The following is a 22,432-nucleotide window of genomic DNA, read 5'->3' on the forward strand; positions in this document are numbered from 1 at the left end:
GTTTTATCACCTACGGGTGATTATAAAGAATGCTAGGAATCTGAGTCATGGCTCTAACTAAAGAAGATATCATCAATGCAGTAGCAGAAATGTCTGTAATGGATGTTGTTGAACTAATTTCAGCAATGGAAGAAAAATTCGGTGTAACTGCAGCGGTTGCTGCTGTTGCAGGTCCTGCTGCTGGTGATGCTGGCGCAGCTGCTGAAGCTCAAACTGAATTTGACGTTATTTTGACTGCTGCAGGCGATAAGAAAGTTAACGTAATCAAAGCGGTTCGTGCGGCAACTGGTCTTGGCTTGAAAGAAGCGAAAGGCATGGTTGACGGCGCTCCAGCGACTGTTAAAGAAGGCGTTTCTAAAGAAGACGCTGACGCACTTAAAGCTGCTCTTGAAGAGGCTGGTGCATCTGTCGAAATCAAGTAATGATACTTGTATTTCCAGATTTCGACCTATAGTCGAAATGGCTGGTGACGTATTGTCACCGGCCTTTTTGGGTTTCTATAAACTCAAATAAAACCAAAAGAATTTTCAAATGGGAGATAATGCTCCCATATATGGTAAGGCCTGATTTGGGCCTTTTGCGTCAATGTGCACAAGCTGGGGAATGCTGATGGCTTACTCATACACTGAGAAAAAACGTATCCGTAAGGATTTCGGTAAACTGCCGCCCGTTTTGGATGTGCCATACTTGCTGGCAATTCAGCTTGAATCCTACCGTAGTTTTCTGCAAGAAGGTAAAGCGATTGCAGAGCGTGAGGAATTAGGTCTGCATGGGGCCTTTAAATCTGTCTTTCCAATGGTCAGCTTTTCCGGCAATGCGGCGCTAGAATACGTCGATTACCGTTTAGGCAAGCCAGTATTTGATGTTAAAGAGTGTCAGTTGCGTGGTGTTACTTACGCAGCGCCTCTTCGTGTTCGAGTTCGACTCATCATTTATGATAAAGAGTCCTCAAACAAGGCCATCAAAGACATCCGCGAGCAAGAAGTCTACATGGGCGAAATTCCGCTTATGACAGACAATGGTACCTTTGTTATTAACGGGACTGAGCGTGTTATCGTCTCTCAATTACACCGCTCTCCTGGTGTGTTTTTTGATCATGATCGTGGCAAAACACACTCATCAGGTAAATTGTTACATTCTGCTCGTGTTATTCCTTATCGTGGTTCATGGTTGGATTTCGAGTTTGATCCGAAAGACTGCGTGTTTGTACGTATAGATCGCCGTCGTAAACTGCCTGTAACGATTTTGTTGCGTGCGTTGGGCTTCGATACAGAACAAATTTTAGACACTTTCTTTGAGACAACCCGTTTCTTCTTAACCCGTGATGGTTTCGAGATGGAGTTGATCGCCAACCGCCTTCGTGGCGAAACGGCTTTGTTTGATATTACCGATGCAAACGGTGAAATCATTGTTGAGGAAAGTCGTCGTATTACTGCTAAGCATATTCGTGTAATGGAAAAAGCTGGCCTTGAGCGCCTATCTGTTCCACTTGAATACATGCTAGGTAAGGTCACAGCGAAAAATCTTATCCACCCTGCAACGGGTGAGCTTATTGCTGAAGCGAATACAGAATTATCTGTTGAGCTTTTAGAGGCGTTGGTGAGTGCGGGTATTACAGAGATAGATACCTTATACACCAATGATCTGGATAGTGGTCCATTTATTTCAGATACGCTTCGCATTGATCCAACCAATAATCAGTTGGAAGCATTGGTAGAGATTTACCGTATGATGCGTCCTGGCGAGCCACCAACCAAAGAATCTGCCGAAGGCTTATTCCAAGGATTGTTCTTCGCCGAAGATCGTTACGACTTATCTAACGTGGGTCGAATGAAATTTAACCGCCGTCTAGGCCGTGAAGAAGATACCGGTCCTGGCGTATTGGATAACGATGATATCGTAGCGGTTCTAAAAACCTTGCTTGATATTCGTAACGGTAACGGCATGGTGGACGATATTGACCACTTGGGTAACCGTCGTGTTCGTTCCGTTGGGGAAATGGCTGAAAACCAATTCCGCGTAGGTCTTGTACGTGTTGAGCGTGCCGTGAAAGAGCGTCTGTCTATGGCAGAAGCGGATGGCTTAATGCCACAAGACTTGTTGAATGCGAAACCTGTAGCAGCGGCCATCAAAGAATTCTTTGGTTCTAGCCAGTTGTCTCAGTTTATGGACCAAAACAATCCGCTTTCTGAGGTCACTCATAAGCGTCGTGTTTCCGCGTTAGGCCCCGGTGGTTTGACTCGTGAACGTGCAGGCTTTGAAGTGCGTGACGTACATGCCACTCACTATGGTCGTGTTTGTCCAATCGAAACGCCTGAAGGTCCAAACATCGGTTTGATCAACTCGCTCTCAACGTATGCGCGTACTAACAGCTACGGCTTCTTGGAAACGCCTTACCGTAAAATTGTTGACGGCAAGATGACAGACGAAACGGTTTATGTTTCGGCAATCGATGAAGCGAAATATGTTATTGCCCAGGCGTCTGCAAACGTAGATGAAGAAGGGCGCTTGGTGGACGAGTTGGTTCAAGTGCGTCATATGCATGAAACCACTTTGATTCCAAAAGAAAAAGTTAACTTGATGGACGTGTCTCCACGTCAGGTAGTGTCGGTAGCCGCTTCATTGATTCCATTCTTGGAACACGATGACGCGAACCGTGCCTTGATGGGATCGAACATGCAACGTCAAGCGGTACCAACATTGAAGGCGGATAAGCCAGTCGTTGGTACGGGTATGGAGAAAAACGTTGCCAAAGACTCTGGTGTTTGTATCGTTGCTAAGCGTGGCGGTGTGATTGAGTCAGTTGATGCGAGTCGTATCGTTGTTCGTGTTAACTCGGAAGAAACGGTAGCGGGTGAAGCAGGTGTTGACATCTATAGCTTAACCAAATACGTACGTTCTAACCAAAATACCTGTATTAATCAGCGTACCTTGGTGATGAAAGGCGAGAGAGTATCGGTTGGTGATATTATGGCTGATGGTCCTTCTGTTGATATGGGTGATTTGGCGTTGGGTCAAAACATGCGTATCGCTTTCATGCCTTGGAATGGTTATAACTTCGAAGACTCGATTCTCGTGTCTGAGCGTGTTGTGGAGGAGGATCGTTTTACTTCCATTCACATTCAAGAACTGACTTGTGTGGCGCGTGATACCAAGCTTGGGCCTGAAGAAATTACGGCCGATATCCCGAACGTGGGTGAAGGTGCTCTTTCTAAACTGGACCAATCCGGTATCGTTTACATCGGTGCAGAAGTGGAACCAGGCGATATTCTTGTTGGCAAGGTAACACCGAAAGGTGAAACCCAGTTGACGCCTGAAGAGAAACTTTTGCGAGCGATCTTTGGTGAGAAAGCGTCTGACGTAAAAGATACGTCTCAGCGAGTGAAAACAGGTACTCGCGGTACGGTTATCGATGTTCAAGTCTTTACTCGCGATGGCATTGAAAAAGACGAGCGTGCCAAGTCTATTGAGAAGGCGCAACTTGACCAAGTTCGTAAGGATTTAAACGAAGAGTTTCGTATCGTTGAAAAAGCAACCTTTGAGCGTCTCGCTGAGGCCTTAATTGGTCAACAAGCAGAAGGCGGCCCTGGTTTAGCTCGCAATGCGATCATTACGGAAGAGTACTTGGCGAATCTAGATCACCCTGAGTGGTTTAAAATTCGTGTTGCCAACGAAGAGGCTAGTGAGCAGCTTGAAAAAGCACAAGCCGCTTTGATTGAGCGCCGTAAAGAGCTTGATGCGAAGTTCGAAGATAAAAAACGCAAATTGCAAACAGGCGATGATTTAGCACCTGGCGTGCTTAAGATTGTGAAAGTTTACGTTGCCATTAAGCGTCGTATTCAGCCTGGTGATAAAATGGCCGGTCGTCACGGTAACAAGGGTGTAATCTCTAAGATCATGCCTGTTGAAGATATGCCGTACGATGAAAACGGTGATCCAGTTGATATCGTGTTGAACCCGCTGGGTGTACCATCGCGTATGAACGTGGGTCAGGTTCTAGAGACTCACTTAGGTGCGGCTTCTAAAGGCTTAGGTCGTAAGATCAATGAAATGCTGGCGGTTGAGCGCGAAAAAGCGGAAGCAGTAGCTGAACTGCGTCGTTTCCTTGATGAGATCTACAATGGTTACGAAGGTGACTTGCGTTGTGCGCGTACGGAAGATCTGGACAGCTTTACAGACGAAGAAATTTTAACCTTGGCGAAAAACCTAACAGGTGGTGTGCCAATGGCGTCTGGTGCCTTTGATGGTGCGAAAGAAGCTGAGATCAAACGTATGTTGCGTTTGGCTGGCTTGAATGAAAGTGGTCAGGTTCGTTTGTTTAACGGCCGTACGGGTGATGCGTTTGAGCGTCCTGTAACCGTTGGTTACATGTACATGCTGAAATTGAACCACTTGGTCGATGACAAAATGCACGCACGTTCTACTGGTTCTTACAGCTTGGTTACTCAGCAACCGCTGGGTGGTAAAGCTCAGTTCGGTGGTCAGCGTTTCGGGGAGATGGAGGTATGGGCGCTAGAAGCATACGGTGCCGCTTACACGCTTCAAGAGATGTTGACAGTCAAGTCTGATGATGTGAACGGCCGTACTAAGATGTATAAAAACATCGTTGATGGCGATCACAGAATGGAGCCTGGCATGCCTGAGTCCTTCAACGTGTTGGTGAAAGAGATTCGTTCTCTTGGTATCGATATCGAGCTGGAAAACGAATAAGCACGAATCACATTTGACCTGCTGGGGAGTACTTCTCCCCAGCCTTACGAGTGGGGCGAATATCCATGAAAGACTTATTAGGTCTTCTAAAATCACAGGGACAATCTGACGAGTTTGATGCGATCCGCATTGGCTTGGCATCACCAGATATGATTCGTTCATGGTCTTACGGTGAAGTTAAAAAGCCGGAGACCATCAACTACCGTACGTTCAAGCCTGAGCGTGACGGTTTGTTCTGTGCAAAAATCTTTGGTCCAATTAAGGACTACGAGTGTTTGTGTGGTAAATACAAGCGCTTGAAACACCGCGGTGTTATCTGTGAGAAGTGTGGCGTTGAGGTAGCTCTGTCAAAAGTGCGTCGTGAACGCATGGGGCACATCGAGCTTGCGTCACCTGTTGCTCACATTTGGTTCTTGAAATCTCTTCCATCACGTATCGGTCTTATCATGGATATGACGTTGCGTGATATTGAGCGTGTGCTTTACTTTGAATCTTTCATTGTGATTGATCCAGGTATGACAACGCTTGAGAAAGGGCAGTTGCTCAACGACGAGCAATACTTTGAAGCGCTAGAAGAGTTCGGTGACGAATTCGATGCCCGTATGGGGGCTGAAGCGGTTCAAATGTTGCTACGCGACTTAGACATGCCTGAAGAAATTAACAGCATGCGTGAAGAACTCAACAGCACGAACTCTGAAACCCGTATTAAGAAGCTGTCTAAGCGTCTTAAGTTGGTTGAGGCTTTCTATCATTCTGGCAACAACCCAGAATGGATGGTGTTGGAAGTATTGCCTGTTCTTCCGCCAGATCTTCGTCCATTGGTGCCACTTGAGGGTGGTCGTTTTGCGACGTCTGATTTGAACGATCTTTACCGTCGTGTGATTAACCGTAACAACCGCTTGAAACGACTGCTAGAGCTATCGGCTCCAGACATCATTGTGCGTAATGAAAAACGTATGTTGCAAGAGTCTGTTGATGCGTTGCTCGATAATGGTCGTCGTGGTCGTGCGATTACCGGTTCCAACAAGCGCCCATTAAAATCTTTGGCCGATATGATCAAAGGTAAGCAAGGTCGTTTCCGTCAGAACTTGCTTGGTAAGCGTGTTGACTACTCTGGCCGTTCTGTAATCACAGTAGGTCCTTCTCTACGTCTGCACCAGTGTGGTTTGCCGAAGAAAATGGCTCTTGAGCTATTCAAGCCGTTCATCTTCTCTAAACTAGAGCTTCGCGGCATGGCAACGACCATTAAAGCCGCTAAGAAAATGGTCGAGCGTGAAACACCTGAAGTATGGGATATCCTTGATGAGGTTATCCGCGAACATCCTGTGATGTTGAACCGTGCACCAACGCTTCACCGTTTGGGTATCCAAGCGTTTGAACCTATGTTGATCGAAGGTAAAGCGATTCAGTTGCACCCGCTTGTGTGTGCGGCCTATAACGCCGACTTCGACGGTGACCAAATGGCGGTTCACGTTCCATTGACTCTTGAAGCTCAGCTAGAAGCTCGTGCTTTGATGATGTCGACGAACAACATCCTGTCACCCGCAAACGGTGAACCAATCATCGTTCCTTCTCAGGACGTGGTATTGGGTCTGTACTACATGACGCGTGAGAAAATCAATGCCAAGGGTGAAGGCATGGCGTTTTCTGACATCAAAGAAGTACATCGCGCGTATGGTGCCAAGCAAGTTGAATTGCATGCGAAAGTCAAGGTGCGTATCAATCAAGTTGATACCACGTTAGATGGTGAAAAAGTGCCGTCTACTTTCATTGTAGACACAACCGTTGGTCGTGCTCTGTTGTTTGATATTGTGCCTGATGGCCTTCCTTTCTCAGTGGTTAACCAGCCAATGAAGAAAAAGGCGATCTCAAACTTGATCAACGAGTGTTACCGTAAAGTGGGCTTGAAAGAAAGCTGTATTTTTGCGGACCAATTGATGTACACCGGTTTTGCTTACGCAACGGCGTCTGGCTCGTCTGTTGGTGTGGATGACTTTGTTATTCCACCAGAAAAAGCAGCGATCATTGCCAAAGCAGAAGCGGAAGTTAAAGAAATCGAATATCAATATGCAGATGGTCTTGTAACGCAAGGCGAGAAGTATAACAAGGTAATCGACTTGTGGTCTCGTACCAACGAAACCGTGACTGAAGCCATGATGAAAAACTTGGCAAAAGAGATGACCATCAACAAAGCGGGTGAAGAGGTTGAGCAGCAATCTTTCAACTCCGTTTATATGATGGCCGACTCTGGTGCCCGTGGTAGTGTGGCTCAGATGCGTCAGTTGGGTGGTATGCGTGGTCTGATGGCGAAACCGGATGGTTCTATCATCGAAACACCAATCACAGCGAACTTCCGTGAAGGTCTATCAGTACTTCAGTACTTTACCTCGACTCACGGTGCTCGTAAGGGTCTAGCTGATACGGCATTGAAAACGGCAAACTCTGGTTACTTGACTCGTCGTCTAGTAGACGTAGCGCAGGATTTGGTAATCACTGAAGTAGATTGTGGTTCAACAAATGGCATCAAAGTTAACGCGATGATTGAAGGTGGTGACGTTGTTGTCCCATTGGGTCATCGTGTATTGGGTCGTGTTGTGGCTCAAGATGTGATCGACACGAAAGGTGATTTGGTTCTTGCTGCTGGTACCTTGATCGATGAACATGATGTTCGTACGATTGAAGCGGCGGGTGTGGATGAGATGATCATTCGCTCTGTTATCACCTGTGATACACGTCACGGTGTATGTGCTAAGTGTTACGGTCGAGATCTCGCTCGTGGTCACCAAGTTAACATCGGTGAGGCGGTTGGTGTTGTTGCTGCGCAGTCTATCGGTGAACCGGGTACACAGTTAACCATGCGTACCTTCCACATCGGTGGTGCGGCGTCTCGAGCGTCTGCTGTTGATAGCGTTCAGGTGAAGAGTGCGGGTACAGTACGTTTCCATAAAATGAAGAGCATCGTCCGCGATGCCGAGCATTTGGTGGTGGCGTCGCGTTCTTCTGAGTTGGCGATTGCGGATGAGGCAGGGCGTGAGAAAGAGCGTTACAAGCTTCCTTACGGCGCAGTATTGAGTGTACGTGAAGGTGATTCTGTGACAGCGGGTCAAATCGTTGCTAATTGGGATCCACACACCCACCCAATCGTCTCTGAGATGCAAGGTCGCCTTGAGTTCAGTGGTATGGAAGAAAACGTGACCATTCGTCGTCAATCTGACGAAATGACAGGTTTGACCACTATTGAAGTCATGGAGATGCGTGATCGTCCGGCCGCGGGTAAAGATATTCGTCCGATGATCTCTGTAGTGGATGCGGATGGTAACCCAGTGTTGATTCCTGGTACGGAATCGCCTGTGCAATACATGTTGCCTGAGAAAGCTTTGTTAAGCTTGGATCATGGTGCAACAGTGAAATCAGGTGAAGTTCTTGCTCGTATTCCGCAAGAATCACAAGGTAACAAAGATATTACCGGTGGTCTGCCTCGAGTGGCGGATTTATTCGAAGCACGTCGTCCAAAAGACCCTGCTGTGATGGCAGAGACAAGTGGTGTGGTGAGCTTCGGTAAAGAAACCAAAGGTAAGATTCGTTTGGTCATCACACCACAAGATGGCAGTGATCCAATCGAGACATTGATTCCGAAATGGCGTCAAATCAACATATTTGATGGTGAAGAAGTGGCAAAAGGCGAGATTATCGCTGACGGTCCGCTAAGCCCTCATGATATCTTGCGTCTTCAAGGTGTAGAAGCGTTAGCTGATTACATCACGAACGAAGTGCAAGAAGTTTACCGCCTACAAGGTGTTGTGATTAACGATAAGCACATTGAAGTTATCGTTCGTCAAATGCTACGTAAAGTGGAAGTGGGTGAGTCTGGTGATACAGATCTTATCCAAGGTGATCAGGTTGAGTTGACTCAACTTCTAGACGCAAACGAAAAAGCAGAAGCGGAAGGTAAATTCCCCGCTAAGTTTGAGCGTGTGCTACTAGGTATCACCAAAGCCTCTTTGGCAACTGAGTCCTTTATATCAGCAGCGTCTTTCCAAGAAACAACTCGTGTTCTTACGGAAGGGGCGGTCACTGGTAAAAAAGATCACTTACGTGGCCTAAAAGAGAACGTTGTTGTGGGTCGATTAATTCCAGCTGGTACTGGTTTGGCTTACCACAATGAGCGCAAGCGTAAGAAAGAGCTTGCGCAAGCAGCGAAGGAAGGAAGTGCGTCAATTAGTGCCTCTGATGTAGAAGAAGCGTTAAGTGCAGCATTAAAAGGCTAGTTTTCGCTGTTAAATCGCGAGGGAGGTGATTTTTTAGTCGCCTCCCTATTGACTGTTTTATAGGCGCAAATTACACTTGCGCCTCCTTATTTTTGGCGATTTCCGCCATAAGAATTGGATCTGTGGAGCTTGTTTAATGGCAACCGTTAACCAGTTGGTTCGTAAACCACGTAAACGTAAAGTGGCAAAGAGTGACGTTCCTGCGTTACAAGCTTGTCCGCAACGCCGCGGTGTCTGCACTCGCGTCTATACTACTACACCTAAAAAGCCTAACTCGGCTTTGCGTAAAGTATGTCGTGTTCGCTTGACTAACGGCTTTGAAGTAACTTCCTACATCGGTGGTGAAGGTCACAACCTACAAGAACACAGCGTCGTGCTGATTCGCGGCGGTCGTGTAAAAGACCTTCCAGGTGTTCGTTATCACACTGTTCGTGGTAGCTTGGATACTTCAGGCGTACAAAATCGTAAGCAAGGCCGTTCTAAATACGGTACTAAACGTCCTAAGTAAGCTAACGCTGCTTAAATCATCGTTTAGACAAATTTTTTAATACAGTAAGGCCGAGCAAATGTTTGTCTCGGACGAGCCTGAAGAGGATATAGACATGCCTAGAAGACGCGTCGTCGCTAAGCGTGAAGTCCTTCCGGATCCTAAACACGGAAGCCAACTTCTTGCTAAGTTCATCAACCATGTAATGGTTAGTGGCAAAAAATCTGTTGCAGAGAGCATTGTTTACAATGCACTTGAAACAGTTGCTACTCGTACTAAATCTGAAGATCCAATGGCGATCTTCGAAAAAGCCCTAGAATCTATCCAGCCAATGGTTGAGGTTAAATCTCGCCGTGTGGGTGGTGCGACTTACCAAGTCCCTGTAGAAGTACGTCCAGCTCGTCGCGCAGCATTGTCTATGCGTTGGTTGGTTGAAGCGTCTCGTAAGCGTGGTGAAAAATCCATGGCGCTACGTCTAGCAGGTGAAATTCTAGACGCTTCTGAGAATAAAGGTTCTGCTGTTAAGAAACGTGAAGACGTTCACCGTATGGCAGAAGCGAACAAAGCATTCTCGCACTACCGTTTCTAATCGACCGGAGCAACAAAGACAGTGGCACGTAAGACACCTATCAACCGCTACCGTAATATCGGTATCTGTGCGCATGTTGATGCGGGTAAAACGACGACAACTGAGCGCGTTCTTTTCTACACTGGTCTATCCCATAAAATTGGTGAGGTGCACGATGGTGCCGCAACAATGGATTGGATGGAACAAGAGCAAGAGCGTGGTATTACCATTACTTCAGCAGCAACGACTTGTTTCTGGAGTGGTATGAGTCAGCAGTTCGATCAGCACCGTATCAATATCATAGATACACCTGGACACGTCGATTTCACAATCGAAGTTGAGCGTTCTTTACGTGTCTTAGATGGTGCTGTTGTTGTGCTTTGTGGCTCATCCGGTGTACAACCTCAAACGGAAACCGTTTGGCGTCAAGCAAATAAATATGAAGTGCCTCGTATGGTGTTCGTCAATAAGATGGATCGTACGGGCGCTGATTATTTTTCTGTTGTTCGTCAGCTTAAAACGCGTTTGGGGGCTAATGCAGTGCCTATTCAGATCAATATTGGCACCGAAGATGATTTCAAAGGTGTGATTGATCTTGTGCTAATGAAAGCCATTATGTGGAATGAAGAAGATCAAGGGATGACTTTCAGTTTGGAAGATGTCCCAGCTGATTTGCTTGATGAAGCGACGGGCTGGCGTGAGCAAATGATAGAAGCTGCCGCTGAAGCGAATGAAGAATTGATGGATAAATACCTCGAAGAAGGGGATTTGTCTGTTGAGGATATTAAAGCCGGCTTACGGGCGCGCACATTAGCCAATGAAATTGTTTTGGTGACCTGTGGGTCTGCGTTTAAAAACAAAGGGGTTCAGGCTGTCCTGGATGCTGTTGTTGAGTACTTGCCTTCTCCGCTTGAAGTAAAAGCGATTGAAGGGACGCTTGAAGACGGTGAAACAGTTGTGACTCGTGTTGCTGATGATGAAGCACCGTTTTCTGCATTGGCATTTAAGATCGCAACAGATCCCTTTGTAGGGACGTTGACTTTCATTCGTGTGTATTCCGGAGTGTTGAAATCAGGCGATGCGGTTTACAACTCTGTTAAACAGAAACGTGAACGTGTTGGCCGAATGGTTCAAATGCATGCAAACAATCGTGAAGAGATCAAAGAGGTATTAGCTGGAGACATCGCTGCCACTATCGGTATGAAGGATGTCACCACGGGTGATACGCTTTGTGATATGAATGATGTTGTTGTGCTTGAACGCATGGAATTTCCAGAGCCTGTTATCTCCGTTGCGGTTGAGCCAAAGTCTCAAGCCGATCAGGAGAAGATGGGGATTGCGTTAGGTAAATTGGCGCAAGAAGATCCGTCTTTCCGCGTTGAAACGCACGAAGAGACAGGGCAGACGATAATTTCTGGTATGGGTGAGTTGCACCTTGATATTCTCGTTGACCGTATGCGTCGTGAGTTCAAGGTGGAGGCAAACATTGGTAAGCCTCAAGTTGCCTATCGGGAAAAAATTCGCAAAGAAGTGACAGTTGATCACAAATTTGTACGTCAATCTGGTGGTCGTGGTCAGTATGGTCACGTCGTAATGAAGTTGATTCCTTCGGACTCCGAAGGTCTTGAATTCGTTAACGAAATTGTTGGTGGTGCTATTCCTAAAGAATACATCCCTGCAGTAGAAAAGGGTGTTTCAGAGCAAATGAAGAACGGTGTAATTGGAGGTTTTCCATTATTGGGGCTGAAGGTTGTACTGATCGATGGATCCTTCCATGATGTTGACTCTAACGAAATGGCCTTTAAAATTGCAGCTTCTCAAGGCTTGAAGAAAGGCGCAGTTGATGCTGATCCTTGTGTTCTTGAGCCTGTAATGAAAGTGGAAGTTGTTACCCCTGAAGAATACATGGGCGATGTGATGGGTGACCTGAATCGTCGTCGTGGTCTTGTACAGGGGATGGACGATTCCCCGTCTGGTAAAATTATTCGAGCGGAAGTGCCTTTGGGCGAGATGTTTGGATATGCAACGGACGTGCGTAGCTTGTCGCAAGGGCGTGCGAGTTATGCGATGGAATTTGAGAAATACGCTGAAGCACCAGCTAGTGTGGCAGACGCGATCATCAAAAATGAAGATTAATCATCATACTTACTAATTCATTAAGGTGTATGTATCATGGCAAAGAGTAAATTCGAACGTAATAAACCACACGTTAACGTTGGTACTATCGGTCACGTTGACCACGGTAAAACAACCCTAACTGCAGCATTGACTCGTGTATGTGCAGAAGTATTCGGCGGTACAGCTGTTGCTTTTGACGGTATCGATAATGCGCCAGAAGAGCGTGAGCGTGGTATCACAATCTCTACTTCTCACGTAGAGTACGATTCTCCAACTCGTCACTACGCACACGTAGACTGTCCTGGACACGCCGATTATGTTAAAAACATGATCACTGGTGCGGCTCAAATGGACGGTGCTATCCTAGTTTGTGGCGCGACTGACGGCCCTATGCCTCAGACTCGTGAGCACATCCTTCTTTCTCGTCAAGTAGGTGTACCTTACATCGTAGTTTTCCTTAACAAAGCTGACTTGTTGGCTGAAGACTGTGGCGGTGCGGATTCTGAAGAATACGCTGAAATGCTAGAGTTGGTTGAAATGGAACTGCGTGACCTTCTTTCTGAATACGACTTCCCAGGTGATGATACTCCAATCATCCCAGGTTCTGCTTTGATGGCATTGAACGGTGAAGACGACAACGAAATGGGTACAACGGCTGTTAAGAAACTAGTTGAAACACTTGATACTTATATTCCTGAGCCTGAGCGTGCTATCGACGGTGCATTCATTATGCCTATCGAGGACGTATTTTCTATCCAAGGTCGTGGTACCGTAGTAACTGGCCGTGTAGAGCGTGGTATCGTTAAAGTTGGTGAAGAAGTTGAAATCGTTGGTATCAAAGATACAACTAAAACAACTTGTACTGGTGTAGAAATGTTCCGTAAACTGCTTGACGAAGGTCGTGCAGGTGAGAACGTTGGTGTTCTTTTGCGTGGTACTAAGCGTGATGACGTAGAACGTGGTCAAGTATTGGCTAAACCAGGTTCTATCACTCCTCACACTGAGTTCGAAGCTGAAGTATACGTTCTGTCTAAAGATGAAGGTGGTCGTCACACTCCATTCTTCAAAGGTTACCGCCCACAGTTCTACTTCCGTACAACTGACGTAACTGGTGCTTGTGAGCTTCCAGAAGGCGTAGAGATGGTTATGCCTGGTGATAACATCCAAATGACTGTGACTCTTATTCACCCAATCGCAATGGACGAAGGTCTACGTTTCGCGATTCGTGAAGGTGGTCGTACAGTAGGTGCGGGCGTTGTTGCTAAAGTTCTTAAATAATCAATTCTTTGAATTGGTTGTTCTGAACTAAAAAAGGCTGCTCGAATATGGGCAGCCTTTTTTTATCTAGAAGGTGAATTTCTGTCTTTCAGAGATTGGTTACTTGACAACCAGTTTTTGAATAGCTAATATTCGCCGTCCTTAAAAAGGATGTTGGCTTAAAAAATGTACAGTTAAGTCATCAAACATTGTATTTGGAGTTGGAAATGCAAAGCCAAAAAATCCGTATTCGTTTGAAAGCGTTTGATCATCGTCTGATCGATGCTTCAACACAAGAAATTGTGGACACAGCGAAACGTACAGGTGCGCAAGTGCGTGGACCGATTCCACTTCCTACTCGCAAAGAGCGTTACACAGTATTGATTTCACCACACGTAAATAAAGATGCGCGTGATCAGTATGAAATTCGTACACACAAACGTGTTCTAGACATCGTTGAGCCAACTGAAAAAACGGTTGACGCTTTAATGAAACTAGACCTTGCGGCAGGCGTGGAAGTACAAATTTCTTTGGGTTAATGACTCAAAGGTTGGGGTGCGAGAACCGGCTGGTTATCAGTCGGCTTATGCACAATAGTGGAATGATCTGGAATGATCAGCCGTAGCGGGTGATAGCCCCGTACACAACTGGCAAATGAGGTAAAAAATGGCTATTCAATTAGTCGGACGTAAAGCCGGAATGACACGTGTCTTCACTGAAGATGGTGTATCCGTGCCAGTAACCGTCATCGAGGTTGAACCGAACCGCGTTACTCAGGTGAAAACAACAGAAACTGATGGCTATCAAGCTGTTCAAGTCACTGTTGGTACTCGCCGTTCGAGCCGCGTCAACAAAGCTGCTGCAGGTCACTACGCAAAAGCAAATGTTGAAGCTGGTCGTGGTTTGTGGGAGTTCCGCCTGTCTGGTGACGAAAAAGAAATCAATGTTGGTGATGAGCTGACTGTAGCAGATTTCGAATCTATCTCTACGATTGATGTCACTGGTCAATCTAAAGGTAAAGGGTTTCAAGGTGCCATCAAGCGTCATAATTTCAGTATGCAAGACGCGACACATGGTAACTCATTGTCTCACCGTGCTCCTGGTTCTATCGGTCAATGTCAAACACCTGGTCGTGTTTGGAAAGGCAAGAAGATGGCAGGCCAAATGGGCGCAACACAAGTTACTACTCAGTCTTTGGAAGTAGTACGAGTTGACACAGAACGTAACCTTATCCTAGTGAAAGGTGCGGTTCCTGGCGCAGTTAACGGTGATGTTATTCTTCAATCTGCTGTTAAAGCACGCTAAGAGGGGTAGACAATGAACTTGAATCTTACAGGTGCGGAAGGGACTGTAGAAGTTTCTGAAGTAACCTTCGCTCGTGAATACAACGAAGCGCTCGTTCACCAAGTGGTTACGGCTTACTTGGCTGGCGCTCGTCAAGGCTCACGTGCACAAAAAACTCGCTCTGAAGTGGCCGGTGGCGGACGCAAACCTTGGAAACAAAAAGGTTCTGGTCGTGCTCGTGCAGGTACTATCCGTAGCCCTCTATGGCGCTCTGGTGGTGTGACTTTTGCGGCAAAACCACAAGATCACTCTCAGAAAGTAAACAAGAAGATGTATCGTGCAGCAATGCGCACCATCTGGTCTGAACTTGTACGTCAAGACCGTCTTGTTGTTGTTGAAGAGCTTAAATTGGATGCTCCAAAAACTAAGCTATTCAAAGCAAAAATGGCAGAATTGAATGTTGAGAACGCTTTGGTTGTTTCCCATGATTTGGATGACAATCTTTTCCTAGCGGCTCGCAACATCCCGAACGTAGATGTACGTGATGCAGCGTCTATCGACCCTGTTAGCTTGATTGCTTACGACAAAGTGTTGGTGACAGTTGGTGCTCTAAAACAAGTTGAGGAGACACTGGCATGATCGGCGAACGTATTTATAAAGTTCTGTTGGGTCCACACATCTCTGAAAAAGCGACTATCGTTGCCGAAGGTAATGGTCAGTACGTTTTTCGTGTAACTGGTGATGCAACAAAACCTGAAATCAAAAAAGCTATCGAAGCGCTTTTTGAAGTCAAAGTTGAGTCTGTTCGCACGTTGAACCATAAAGGTAAAACTAAGCGTACAGTTCGTGGTCTAGGTAAACGTAGTGACGTGAAAAAAGCGTACGTACGTTTGGCTGAAGGCCAAGAAATTGACTTCATGGTCGCTGAATAAGGGGAGATAGGTCAATGGCTGTTGTAAAAAGTAAGCCAACGTCTGCAGGCCGTCGTCACGTTGTTAAAGTTACCAACAACGATTTGCACAAAGGCGCACCATATGCACCTTTGCTAGACACAAAAAGCAAATCAGGTGGTCGTAACAATAACGGACGCATCACTACGCGTCACGTAGGTGGTGGTCATAAGCAGCATTACCGTGTTATTGATTTCCGTCGTAATAAAGATGGAATTCCTGCGGTAGTTGAGCGTTTGGAGTATGATCCAAACCGTTCTGCAAATATTGCATTGGTTAAATATGCTGATGGTGAGCGTCGTTACATAATCGCTTCCAAAGGTATGGTGGCTGGCAGTGTTGTTTCTAGTGGTGCAGATGCGCCTATCAAAGCGGGTAATACTTTGCCTCTGCAAAATATCCCAGTTGGTAGTACCGTACACTGCGTCGAGCTTAAGCCTGGTAAAGGTGCACAAGTTGCGCGTTCTGCCGGAGCATCTGCTCAGCTAGTTGCTCGTGAAGGTCGTTACGTTACGCTGCGCCTACGTTCTGGCGAAATGCGTAAAGTATTGACTGAATGCCGCGCTACTTTGGGTGAAGTATCAAACTCTGAGCATAGCTTACGAGTTCTTGGTAAAGCTGGTGCTACGCGTTGGCGTGGTGTTCGTCCTACCGTTCGCGGTGCGGCGATGAACCCAGTGGATCACCCACATGGTGGTGGTGAAGGTCGTAGTAAGGGTGGTCGTCACCCAGTTACACCTTGGGGTGTGCCTACTAAAGGGTACAAAACACGCAGCAACAAGCGTACTGATAAACTTATTGTACGTCGCCGTACTAAGTAATAAGAGGAAACGACTGTGCCACGTTCACTAAAAAAAGGTCCTTTTATCGACCTTCATTTGTTGAAAAAGGTAGAGGCTGCGGTAGAGAAGAAAGATCGTCGTCCAATTAAAACTTGGTCACGCCGTTCTACTATCTTCCCTGACTTTGTAGGGTTGACTATCGCTGTCCATAATGGTCGCCAGCATGTTCCAGTTCTAGTAACTGAAGATATGGTCGGTCATAAACTGGGTGAGTTCGCTCCGACCCGTACATATCGTGGTCATGCTGCGGACAAGAAAGCCAAACGGTAATAAGGGGTATTAACATGAGTGAAGTAAGCGCTTCATTGAAAGGTGCTCGCCTCTCTGCGCAGAAGGCCCGTTTGGTTGTAGATCAAATCCGCGGCAAATCTGTTAGCGAAGCACTGAACATTTTAACGTTCAGTCCTAAAAAGGCGGCAGTAATTGTCAAAAAGGTACTAGAGTCTGCTGTAGCAAACGCTGAGCATAACGAAGGTGCTGATATTGATGACTTGCGTGTATCTACGGCGTATGTTGACGAGGCAATGACTCTGAAACGTATTATGCCACGTGCTAAAGGCCGTGCTGACCGTATTTTAAAACGCGGTTGCCATATTACAGTTAAAGTCGCTGACTAATTAGGAGAAACCCAATGGGTCAGAAGGTTCATCCAACTGGTATCCGCCTAGGGATAGTTAAAGATCATACCTCTACTTGGTATGCTAATAATCAAAACTACTCTAAGCTGCTATTAAATGATCTTCAGGTTCGTGCGTTCCTGGAGAAAAAATTGGTTCAGGCTTCTGTTTCTCGTATCGAGATACAACGTCCTGCTCAAACAGCTCGTATTACTATTCACACTGCCCGTCCAGGTATCGTGATTGGTAAGAAGGGTGAAGATGTTGAGAAACTACGCAACGACATTTCAGAAATGATGGGCGTGCCAGTTCACATCAACATTGAAGAAATTCGTAAGCCTGAATTAGATGCAAAATTGGTTGCGCAAAATATTGCTGGCCAACTTGAGCGTCGTGTTATGTTCCGTCGTGCAATGAAACGTGCGGTACAGAATGCTATGCGTGCAGGCGCGAAAGGTATCAAGGTTCAGGTAAGTGGTCGTCTAGGCGGTGCAGAAATTGCCCGAGCTGAGTGGTACCGTGAAGGCCGTGTGCCTCTACACACTCTACGTGCTGACATTGACTACGCTACTTATGAAGCATCTACAACTTACGGCATCATCGGTGTCAAGGTTTGGATCTTCAAAGGCGAAATCTTGGGCGGTATTGAGCAAGTGCGTGCTGATAAAGGCGCACAAAAGAAGAAGTCTAAGTAGGGGGTAAGTCATGTTACAGCCGAAACGTACTAAGTTCCGTAAGATGCAAAAAGGCCGTAACCGCGGTCTTGCTCTACGCGGCAACCAGGTTAGCTTTGGTGAATTCGGATTAAAGTCGACTGAACGTGGTCGTCTTACTGCTCGTCAAATTGAAGCGGCGCGTCGTGCAATGACTCGTCATATCAAACGTGGTGGTAAAATCTGGATTCGTGTATTCCCTGATAAGCCGATTACTCAGAAACCTCTTGAGGTTCGTCAGGGTAAAGGTAAGGGTAGCGTAGAATACTGGGTTGCACAGATTCAACCTGGCAAGATGCTTTATGAAGTTGAGGGCGTTTCAGAACAGCTAGCACGCGAAGCGTTTGCTCTAGCTGCTGCTAAGCTTCCTCTGTCCACAACTTTCGTAACGCGTACGGTGATGTAGATGAAAGCAAAAGAACTGCAAGAAAAGTCTGTAGCTGAGCTACAAGCGACCTTGATCGAACTGCTACGTGAGCAATTCACACTGCGTATGCAGAAAGCCACTGGTCAGTTGACGCAAACTCATTTGCTCTCGCAAGTTCGCCGCAATATCGCACGTGTTAAAACCGTGCTAAATGATAAGGCAGGTAACTAAGATGGCAGAAACAAAAGCGCGTACAGCTACTGGTAAGGTAGTAAGCGACAAGATGGATAAAACCATCACAGTACTAGTTGAACGTACAGAAAAACACCCTCTATACGGTAAGTTCGTTCGTCGTTCTACTAAATTACACGCTCACGATGAAAACAATGAGTGTCAGATCGGTGATACCGTTAAGGTCGTTGAAACACGCCCTTACTCTAAGTCTAAGACTTGGAATCTGGTTCAAGTTGTTGAGAAAGCAGCAGCTGTATAAGCTGCTCCTTCCTTCGTGAGACTTGTTATCTAATTTGATTGGAGAGCAGTGATGATTCAAACAGAATCGATGCTTGATGTAGCAGATAACAGCGGCGCAAAGCGTGTTCAGTGTATCAAAGTACTGGGTGGCTCACATCGTCGTTATGCTGCTATCGGTGACATTATTAAAGTCACAGTGAAAGAAGCGATCCCTCGCGGTCGTGTTAAGAAAGGGCAGGTTCTCAACGCTGTTGTTGTTAGAACTAAGAAAGGTGTTCGTCGTTCTGATGGCTCTGTAATCCGCTTTGATGTAAACTCTGCGGTTCTACTAAATGCTTCAGGGCAGCCTATTGGTACTCGTATCTTTGGCCCTGTAACACGTGAATTGCGTACAGAGCAGTTCATGAAAATTGTTTCTCTTGCACCTGAAGTGCTGTAAGAGGGAGGGGACATTTATGCGTAAAATCAAACGTAACGACGAAGTTGTTGTGATTGCTGGTAAAGACAAAGGCAAACGTGGCAAAATTGTTAAAGTAGTAGACGAGAGCCGAGTTCTTGTTTCTGGTGTCAATATGATCAAGAAACACGAAAAGCCAAACCCTATGAAGGGGTCAACTGGCGGCATCGTTGAAAAAGAAGCACCTATCCAGGTTTCTAACGTAGCCATTTATAACAAGGCTACAGACAAAGCGGATCGCGTCGGCTTTAAATTGAATGAAGACGGTACAAAAGTACGTATCTTCAAATCAAACAGTGAAGCGATCGACGCCTAAGAGCGAGAATTATAGCCATGGCGAGACTTAAGCAAGTATATAAAGATCAAGTTGTAGCAAAACTTACTGAAGAGTTTGCTTACAAAAACGTGATGGAAGTGCCTAAAATCACTAAAATCACATTGAACATGGGTGTTGGTGAAGCTATCGCAGACAAGAAACTTCTTGAGCATGCGGTAAATGATCTAGAAGCACTGAGCGGCCAAAAAGTTGTAGTAACTAAGGCTCGTAAATCTGTAGCAGGCTTTAAAATCCGTGACGGTTACCCGATCGGTTGTAAAGTAACGCTACGTGGTGAGCGTATGTGGGATTTCTTCGACCGTTTGGTTGATGTTGCTATTCCACGTATCCGTGACTTCCGTGGACTTAATCCTAAGTCTTTCGATGGTCGTGGTAACTACAGCATGGGTGTGAAAGAGCAGATCATCTTCCCTGAAATCGAATACGATAAAGTAGATCGTGTACGTGGTATGGATATTACCATCACTACGACTGCTCGTACCGACGAAGAAGGTCGTGCTTTGCTAGCCGCCTTTAGTTTCCCTTTCAAGAAATAAGAGGTAGGAATCATGGCTAAAGTATCAATGATTCAGCGCGAAGCAAAACGCACCAAATTAGTAGCTAAGTACGCTGAAAAGCGTGCAGCTCTAAAAGCGATCATTAGCGACGTTAATGCATCGGACGATGAAAAGTGGGAAGCAACGCTTAAATTGCAAGCGCTTCCTCGCGATTCATCTTCTTCTCGCCAACGTAACCGTTGCCAAGTGACTGGCCGTCCACACGGTGTATACCGTCGTTTCGGTTTGTCTCGTATCAAGTTGCGTGAAGCAGCGATGCGTGGTGACGTTCCAGGCTTGAAGAAAGCTAGTTGGTAAGCAAGTAGAGCGCGATCATAATACATAGCAGTGAGTGGGGTGTCTAATTACTGGACATTCTGCTCGCTGCTGTGTACTATGCGCGAGCTCTATTTGCTGCACAATGGTTTTTCAATTAGGAGCTCTTAAATGAGTATGCAAGATACCCTTGCGGATATGTTTACACGTATTCGTAATGCACAGATGGCTGCAAAGACCACTGTGAGTATGCCTTCATCAAAAATGAAGGTGTCAATTGCTTCCGTACTACGTGAAGAAGGTTACGTTGGTAACTATTCCGTAGACGAAGCAGTAAAACCGACGCTTACTATCGAATTAAAATACTTCGAAGGTAAGCCAGTTATCGAAGAAATTAAACGCGCATCTCGCCCAAGCTTGCGTCAATACAAAGGTTCTGCCTCTCTGCCTAAAGTAGAAGCCGGCCTTGGCGTTGCTATCATCTCTACCTCTAAAGGTGTGATGACTGACCGTGCAGCTCGTGCAGCTGGTATCGGTGGCGAAGTAATCTGCACTGTATTCTAGGAGTTAGTATGTCTCGAGTTGCTAATAGTCCCGTGACGCTTCCTAGTGGTGTAGAAGTCGCTCTTAAAGGCCAAAATGTTGTTGTTAAAGGCGGCAAAGGTTCTTTAGAGTTAGATGTTCACACAAGCGTTCAAGTGACTAAAGAAGAAAATGTTATCACCTTCGCAGCGCGCGATGGTGCGAAACAAAGCCGTGCCTTAGCTGGTACTACTCGTGCATTGGTTAACAACATGGTTGTTGGTGTTAGCCAAGGTTTCGAGAAACGTTTGATTCTTCAAGGTGTTGGTTACCGTGCTGCGATTAAAGGCAAAGTACTTAACCTGTCTCTGGGCTTTTCTCACCCAGTAGATTACGAACTACCTGAAGGTATTACAGCTGAATGTGCTTCTCAAACAGAAGTTGTGATCAAAGGCATTGATAAACAAGCCGTTGGTCAAGTGGCTGCAGAAGTTCGCGGTTTCCGTCCACCAGAGCCATACAAAGGCAAAGGTGTTCGCTATTCTGACGAAATTATTCGTCGTAAAGAAGCTAAGAAGAAGTAGGTAAGCATTCATGAACACTAAGAAACAATCTCGAATTCGTCGTGCACGTCGTGCGCGCCTACATATTCGTGAACTAGGTGCGAATCGTCTTACTGTACATCGCACACCACGCCATATGTATGCTCAAGTTATTTCTCCTTGTGGTAGTAAAGTGCTAGCAAGCGCTTCTACACTGGAAGAATCTCTACGTGCTACAGCGACTGGTAACAAAGAAGCGGCTAAAAAAGTCGGTGCTTTGGTTGCTGCTCGCGCTAAAGAAGCAGGTGTCACTACGGTCGCTTTTGACCGTGCTGGCTTCAAATACCACGGACGTGTTCAAGCGCTAGCTGATGCCGCACGTGAAGCCGGTCTAGAGTTCTAAGGGGTAGCAAATGGCAGTTAATGAACAACAAACTAGCGACCTCCAAGAGAAGCTAGTACAGGTAAACCGCGTTGCTAAAGTTGTAAAGGGTGGTCGTATCTTCTCTTTTACTGCTTTAACAGTCGTTGGTGATGGAAATGGTAAGGTTGGCTTCGGTCGTGGTAAAGCGCGCGAAGTGCCTCAAGCAATCCAAAAAGCGATGGAGCAAGCTCGTCGCAACATGGTATCAGTAAAACTTGATGGTGATACACTTCAGTATCCAGTTAAAGCTGTGCATGGCGCTTCTAAGATTTACATGCAACCAGCCTCTCAAGGTACTGGTATCATCGCCGGTGGTGCAATGCGTGCAGTTCTTGAAATTGCAGGTGTTCACAACGTATTGGCGAAATGTTACGGCTCTACAAACCCAGTAAACGTAGTTCGCGCTACGATTAAAGGTTTGCAAGACATGAAAGCACCTGAGCAAATCGCGGCAAAACGCGGTAAGTCAGTCGATCAAATTTTGGGGTAATGTGTCATGGCGAATAAAACCATCACAGTTAAACTAACCCGTAGCCCGATCGGTCGTCTTCCAAAACACCGTGAAACAATCAAAGGCTTGGGTTTGCGTAAAGTTGGCCAAACTCGTGAACTGGAAGATACTCCAGCGGTACGTGGTATGGTTAATAAAGTTTATTACATGGTAAAAGTTGTAGGAGAGTAAC

27 protein-coding genes are annotated in these 22,432 nt (G+C 46.1%); all 27 read left to right on the top strand.

The annotated features are described in order from the left end of the window. Window positions 1–47: 47 nt before the first annotated feature. Complete coding sequence (gene rplL / locus JHD45_RS18550; protein ID WP_199477985.1) at window positions 48–422, top strand: 50S ribosomal protein L7/L12; 375 nt, start codon at window positions 48–50, stop codon at window positions 420–422. Window positions 423–609: 187 nt separating this feature from the next. Further along, window positions 610–4,710 carry a DNA-directed RNA polymerase subunit beta gene (rpoB, locus tag JHD45_RS18555; RefSeq protein ID WP_199477986.1) on the top strand — a complete coding sequence of 1,367 codons (4,101 nt, stop codon included), beginning with the start codon at window positions 610–612 and terminating at the stop codon, window positions 4,708–4,710. A 65-nt stretch (window positions 4,711–4,775) separates the two neighbouring features. Further along, window positions 4,776–8,978, top strand: coding sequence for a DNA-directed RNA polymerase subunit beta' (rpoC, locus tag JHD45_RS18560; protein WP_199477987.1), 4,203 nt, complete (start codon window positions 4,776–4,778; stop codon window positions 8,976–8,978). A 136-nt stretch (window positions 8,979–9,114) separates the two neighbouring features. Continuing rightward, window positions 9,115–9,486 carry a 30S ribosomal protein S12 gene (gene rpsL / locus JHD45_RS18565; RefSeq protein WP_013659444.1) on the top strand — a complete coding sequence of 124 codons (372 nt, stop codon included), beginning with the start codon at window positions 9,115–9,117 and terminating at the stop codon, window positions 9,484–9,486. Between the two features lie 94 nt (window positions 9,487–9,580). Further along, window positions 9,581–10,054 carry a 30S ribosomal protein S7 gene (gene rpsG, locus JHD45_RS18570; protein ID WP_199477988.1) on the top strand — a complete coding sequence of 158 codons (474 nt, stop codon included), beginning with the start codon at window positions 9,581–9,583 and terminating at the stop codon, window positions 10,052–10,054. 21 nt (window positions 10,055–10,075) lie between these two features. Next, the gene (gene fusA / locus JHD45_RS18575; protein ID WP_199477989.1) at window positions 10,076–12,169 is read left to right on the top strand and encodes an elongation factor G; all 2,094 of its coding nucleotides are present in this window, start codon (window positions 10,076–10,078) and stop codon (window positions 12,167–12,169) included. Window positions 12,170–12,205: 36 nt separating this feature from the next. Next, a complete protein-coding gene (gene tuf / locus JHD45_RS18580) occupies window positions 12,206–13,429 on the top strand; it encodes an elongation factor Tu (protein WP_199477990.1) in 1,224 nt (407 codons plus the stop codon). 206 nt (window positions 13,430–13,635) lie between these two features. Then, window positions 13,636–13,947: a 30S ribosomal protein S10 gene (gene rpsJ / locus JHD45_RS18585; protein ID WP_012071937.1), complete on the top strand. Its 312-nt coding sequence runs from the start codon at window positions 13,636–13,638 to the stop codon at window positions 13,945–13,947. 127 nt (window positions 13,948–14,074) lie between these two features. Next, window positions 14,075–14,713 (top strand): 50S ribosomal protein L3, encoded by a 639-nt coding sequence (gene rplC, locus JHD45_RS18590; RefSeq protein ID WP_199477991.1) that lies wholly within the window; start codon window positions 14,075–14,077, stop codon window positions 14,711–14,713. A 12-nt stretch (window positions 14,714–14,725) separates the two neighbouring features. Continuing rightward, window positions 14,726–15,331: a 50S ribosomal protein L4 gene (gene rplD / locus JHD45_RS18595; protein ID WP_199477992.1), complete on the top strand. Its 606-nt coding sequence runs from the start codon at window positions 14,726–14,728 to the stop codon at window positions 15,329–15,331. Beyond that, window positions 15,328–15,624, top strand: a complete 297-nt coding sequence (gene rplW, locus JHD45_RS18600; protein WP_067020142.1) for a 50S ribosomal protein L23 — start codon at window positions 15,328–15,330, stop codon at window positions 15,622–15,624. Before rplD ends, rplW begins: the two co-directional genes overlap by 4 nt. Window positions 15,625–15,638: 14 nt before the next feature. After that, complete coding sequence (gene rplB, locus JHD45_RS18605; protein ID WP_199477993.1) at window positions 15,639–16,463, top strand: 50S ribosomal protein L2; 825 nt, start codon at window positions 15,639–15,641, stop codon at window positions 16,461–16,463. Window positions 16,464–16,478: 15 nt separating this feature from the next. Then, the gene (gene rpsS / locus JHD45_RS18610; protein WP_036163121.1) at window positions 16,479–16,754 is read left to right on the top strand and encodes a 30S ribosomal protein S19; all 276 of its coding nucleotides are present in this window, start codon (window positions 16,479–16,481) and stop codon (window positions 16,752–16,754) included. Window positions 16,755–16,768: 14 nt separating this feature from the next. Continuing rightward, window positions 16,769–17,101 (top strand): 50S ribosomal protein L22, encoded by a 333-nt coding sequence (rplV, locus tag JHD45_RS18615; protein WP_067020136.1) that lies wholly within the window; start codon window positions 16,769–16,771, stop codon window positions 17,099–17,101. 14 nt (window positions 17,102–17,115) lie between these two features. After that, the gene (gene rpsC / locus JHD45_RS18620; RefSeq protein ID WP_199477994.1) at window positions 17,116–17,796 is read left to right on the top strand and encodes a 30S ribosomal protein S3; all 681 of its coding nucleotides are present in this window, start codon (window positions 17,116–17,118) and stop codon (window positions 17,794–17,796) included. A gap of 10 nt (window positions 17,797–17,806) precedes the next feature. Further along, window positions 17,807–18,220 carry a 50S ribosomal protein L16 gene (gene rplP / locus JHD45_RS18625; protein WP_110577369.1) on the top strand — a complete coding sequence of 138 codons (414 nt, stop codon included), beginning with the start codon at window positions 17,807–17,809 and terminating at the stop codon, window positions 18,218–18,220. Then, complete coding sequence (gene rpmC, locus JHD45_RS18630) at window positions 18,221–18,412, top strand: 50S ribosomal protein L29 (protein ID WP_067020130.1); 192 nt, start codon at window positions 18,221–18,223, stop codon at window positions 18,410–18,412. It begins immediately after the preceding gene. 1 nt (window position 18,413) lies between these two features. Then, window positions 18,414–18,674, top strand: a complete 261-nt coding sequence (rpsQ, locus tag JHD45_RS18635; RefSeq protein ID WP_013797833.1) for a 30S ribosomal protein S17 — start codon at window positions 18,414–18,416, stop codon at window positions 18,672–18,674. Between the two features lie 51 nt (window positions 18,675–18,725). Further along, window positions 18,726–19,094, top strand: a complete 369-nt coding sequence (gene rplN, locus JHD45_RS18640) for a 50S ribosomal protein L14 (protein WP_067020125.1) — start codon at window positions 18,726–18,728, stop codon at window positions 19,092–19,094. Window positions 19,095–19,110: 16 nt separating this feature from the next. Continuing rightward, the gene (rplX, locus tag JHD45_RS18645; protein ID WP_199477995.1) at window positions 19,111–19,428 is read left to right on the top strand and encodes a 50S ribosomal protein L24; all 318 of its coding nucleotides are present in this window, start codon (window positions 19,111–19,113) and stop codon (window positions 19,426–19,428) included. Between the two features lie 17 nt (window positions 19,429–19,445). Further along, window positions 19,446–19,985, top strand: a complete 540-nt coding sequence (gene rplE / locus JHD45_RS18650; protein ID WP_067020119.1) for a 50S ribosomal protein L5 — start codon at window positions 19,446–19,448, stop codon at window positions 19,983–19,985. A 12-nt stretch (window positions 19,986–19,997) separates the two neighbouring features. Continuing rightward, complete coding sequence (gene rpsN, locus JHD45_RS18655; protein ID WP_199477996.1) at window positions 19,998–20,303, top strand: 30S ribosomal protein S14; 306 nt, start codon at window positions 19,998–20,000, stop codon at window positions 20,301–20,303. Window positions 20,304–20,432: 129 nt separating this feature from the next. Next, window positions 20,433–20,825 carry a 30S ribosomal protein S8 gene (gene rpsH / locus JHD45_RS18660; RefSeq protein WP_199477997.1) on the top strand — a complete coding sequence of 131 codons (393 nt, stop codon included), beginning with the start codon at window positions 20,433–20,435 and terminating at the stop codon, window positions 20,823–20,825. Window positions 20,826–20,833: 8 nt separating this feature from the next. After that, a complete protein-coding gene (gene rplF, locus JHD45_RS18665) occupies window positions 20,834–21,367 on the top strand; it encodes a 50S ribosomal protein L6 (protein WP_199477998.1) in 534 nt (177 codons plus the stop codon). 10 nt (window positions 21,368–21,377) lie between these two features. Continuing rightward, window positions 21,378–21,728, top strand: a complete 351-nt coding sequence (gene rplR / locus JHD45_RS18670; protein ID WP_199477999.1) for a 50S ribosomal protein L18 — start codon at window positions 21,378–21,380, stop codon at window positions 21,726–21,728. 10 nt (window positions 21,729–21,738) lie between these two features. Then, window positions 21,739–22,239 carry a 30S ribosomal protein S5 gene (gene rpsE, locus JHD45_RS18675; protein ID WP_067020104.1) on the top strand — a complete coding sequence of 167 codons (501 nt, stop codon included), beginning with the start codon at window positions 21,739–21,741 and terminating at the stop codon, window positions 22,237–22,239. 6 nt (window positions 22,240–22,245) lie between these two features. Beyond that, complete coding sequence (rpmD, locus tag JHD45_RS18680) at window positions 22,246–22,431, top strand: 50S ribosomal protein L30 (protein ID WP_199478000.1); 186 nt, start codon at window positions 22,246–22,248, stop codon at window positions 22,429–22,431. Window position 22,432: the final 1 nt, after the last annotated feature.

This window comes from Marinomonas spartinae (genome assembly GCF_016461715.1).
GTDB classification, from domain to species: domain Bacteria; phylum Pseudomonadota; class Gammaproteobacteria; order Pseudomonadales; family Marinomonadaceae; genus Marinomonas; species Marinomonas spartinae_A.

Excerpts from the sequence above, each read along its gene's own strand:
- rplR (WP_199477999.1), top strand. The coding sequence starts at position 21,378 with ATGAACACTAAGAAACAATCTCGAATTCGTCGTGCACGTCGTGCGCGC.
- rplP (WP_110577369.1), top strand. The coding sequence starts at position 17,807 with ATGTTACAGCCGAAACGTACTAAGTTCCGTAAGATGCAAAAAGGCCGT.
- rpsG (WP_199477988.1), top strand. The coding sequence starts at position 9,581 with ATGCCTAGAAGACGCGTCGTCGCTAAGCGTGAAGTCCTTCCGGATCCT.
- rplW (WP_067020142.1), top strand. The coding sequence starts at position 15,328 with ATGATCGGCGAACGTATTTATAAAGTTCTGTTGGGTCCACACATCTCT.
- rplD (WP_199477992.1), top strand. The coding sequence starts at position 14,726 with ATGAACTTGAATCTTACAGGTGCGGAAGGGACTGTAGAAGTTTCTGAA.
- rpsC (WP_199477994.1), top strand. The coding sequence starts at position 17,116 with ATGGGTCAGAAGGTTCATCCAACTGGTATCCGCCTAGGGATAGTTAAA.
- rpsQ (WP_013797833.1), top strand. The coding sequence starts at position 18,414 with ATGGCAGAAACAAAAGCGCGTACAGCTACTGGTAAGGTAGTAAGCGAC.
- rplX (WP_199477995.1), top strand. The coding sequence starts at position 19,111 with ATGCGTAAAATCAAACGTAACGACGAAGTTGTTGTGATTGCTGGTAAA.
- rplN (WP_067020125.1), top strand. The coding sequence starts at position 18,726 with ATGATTCAAACAGAATCGATGCTTGATGTAGCAGATAACAGCGGCGCA.
- rpoB (WP_199477986.1), top strand. The coding sequence starts at position 610 with ATGGCTTACTCATACACTGAGAAAAAACGTATCCGTAAGGATTTCGGT.
- rpoC (WP_199477987.1), top strand. The coding sequence starts at position 4,776 with ATGAAAGACTTATTAGGTCTTCTAAAATCACAGGGACAATCTGACGAG.
- rplV (WP_067020136.1), top strand. The coding sequence starts at position 16,769 with ATGAGTGAAGTAAGCGCTTCATTGAAAGGTGCTCGCCTCTCTGCGCAG.
- rpmC (WP_067020130.1), top strand. The coding sequence starts at position 18,221 with ATGAAAGCAAAAGAACTGCAAGAAAAGTCTGTAGCTGAGCTACAAGCG.
- rplL (WP_199477985.1), top strand. The coding sequence starts at position 48 with ATGGCTCTAACTAAAGAAGATATCATCAATGCAGTAGCAGAAATGTCT.
- rplE (WP_067020119.1), top strand. The coding sequence starts at position 19,446 with ATGGCGAGACTTAAGCAAGTATATAAAGATCAAGTTGTAGCAAAACTT.
- rpsN (WP_199477996.1), top strand. The coding sequence starts at position 19,998 with ATGGCTAAAGTATCAATGATTCAGCGCGAAGCAAAACGCACCAAATTA.
- rplB (WP_199477993.1), top strand. The coding sequence starts at position 15,639 with ATGGCTGTTGTAAAAAGTAAGCCAACGTCTGCAGGCCGTCGTCACGTT.
- rpsE (WP_067020104.1), top strand. The coding sequence starts at position 21,739 with ATGGCAGTTAATGAACAACAAACTAGCGACCTCCAAGAGAAGCTAGTA.
- tuf (WP_199477990.1), top strand. The coding sequence starts at position 12,206 with ATGGCAAAGAGTAAATTCGAACGTAATAAACCACACGTTAACGTTGGT.
- rplC (WP_199477991.1), top strand. The coding sequence starts at position 14,075 with ATGGCTATTCAATTAGTCGGACGTAAAGCCGGAATGACACGTGTCTTC.
- rpmD (WP_199478000.1), top strand. The coding sequence starts at position 22,246 with ATGGCGAATAAAACCATCACAGTTAAACTAACCCGTAGCCCGATCGGT.
- rpsH (WP_199477997.1), top strand. The coding sequence starts at position 20,433 with ATGAGTATGCAAGATACCCTTGCGGATATGTTTACACGTATTCGTAAT.
- rpsL (WP_013659444.1), top strand. The coding sequence starts at position 9,115 with ATGGCAACCGTTAACCAGTTGGTTCGTAAACCACGTAAACGTAAAGTG.
- rpsJ (WP_012071937.1), top strand. The coding sequence starts at position 13,636 with ATGCAAAGCCAAAAAATCCGTATTCGTTTGAAAGCGTTTGATCATCGT.
- rplF (WP_199477998.1), top strand. The coding sequence starts at position 20,834 with ATGTCTCGAGTTGCTAATAGTCCCGTGACGCTTCCTAGTGGTGTAGAA.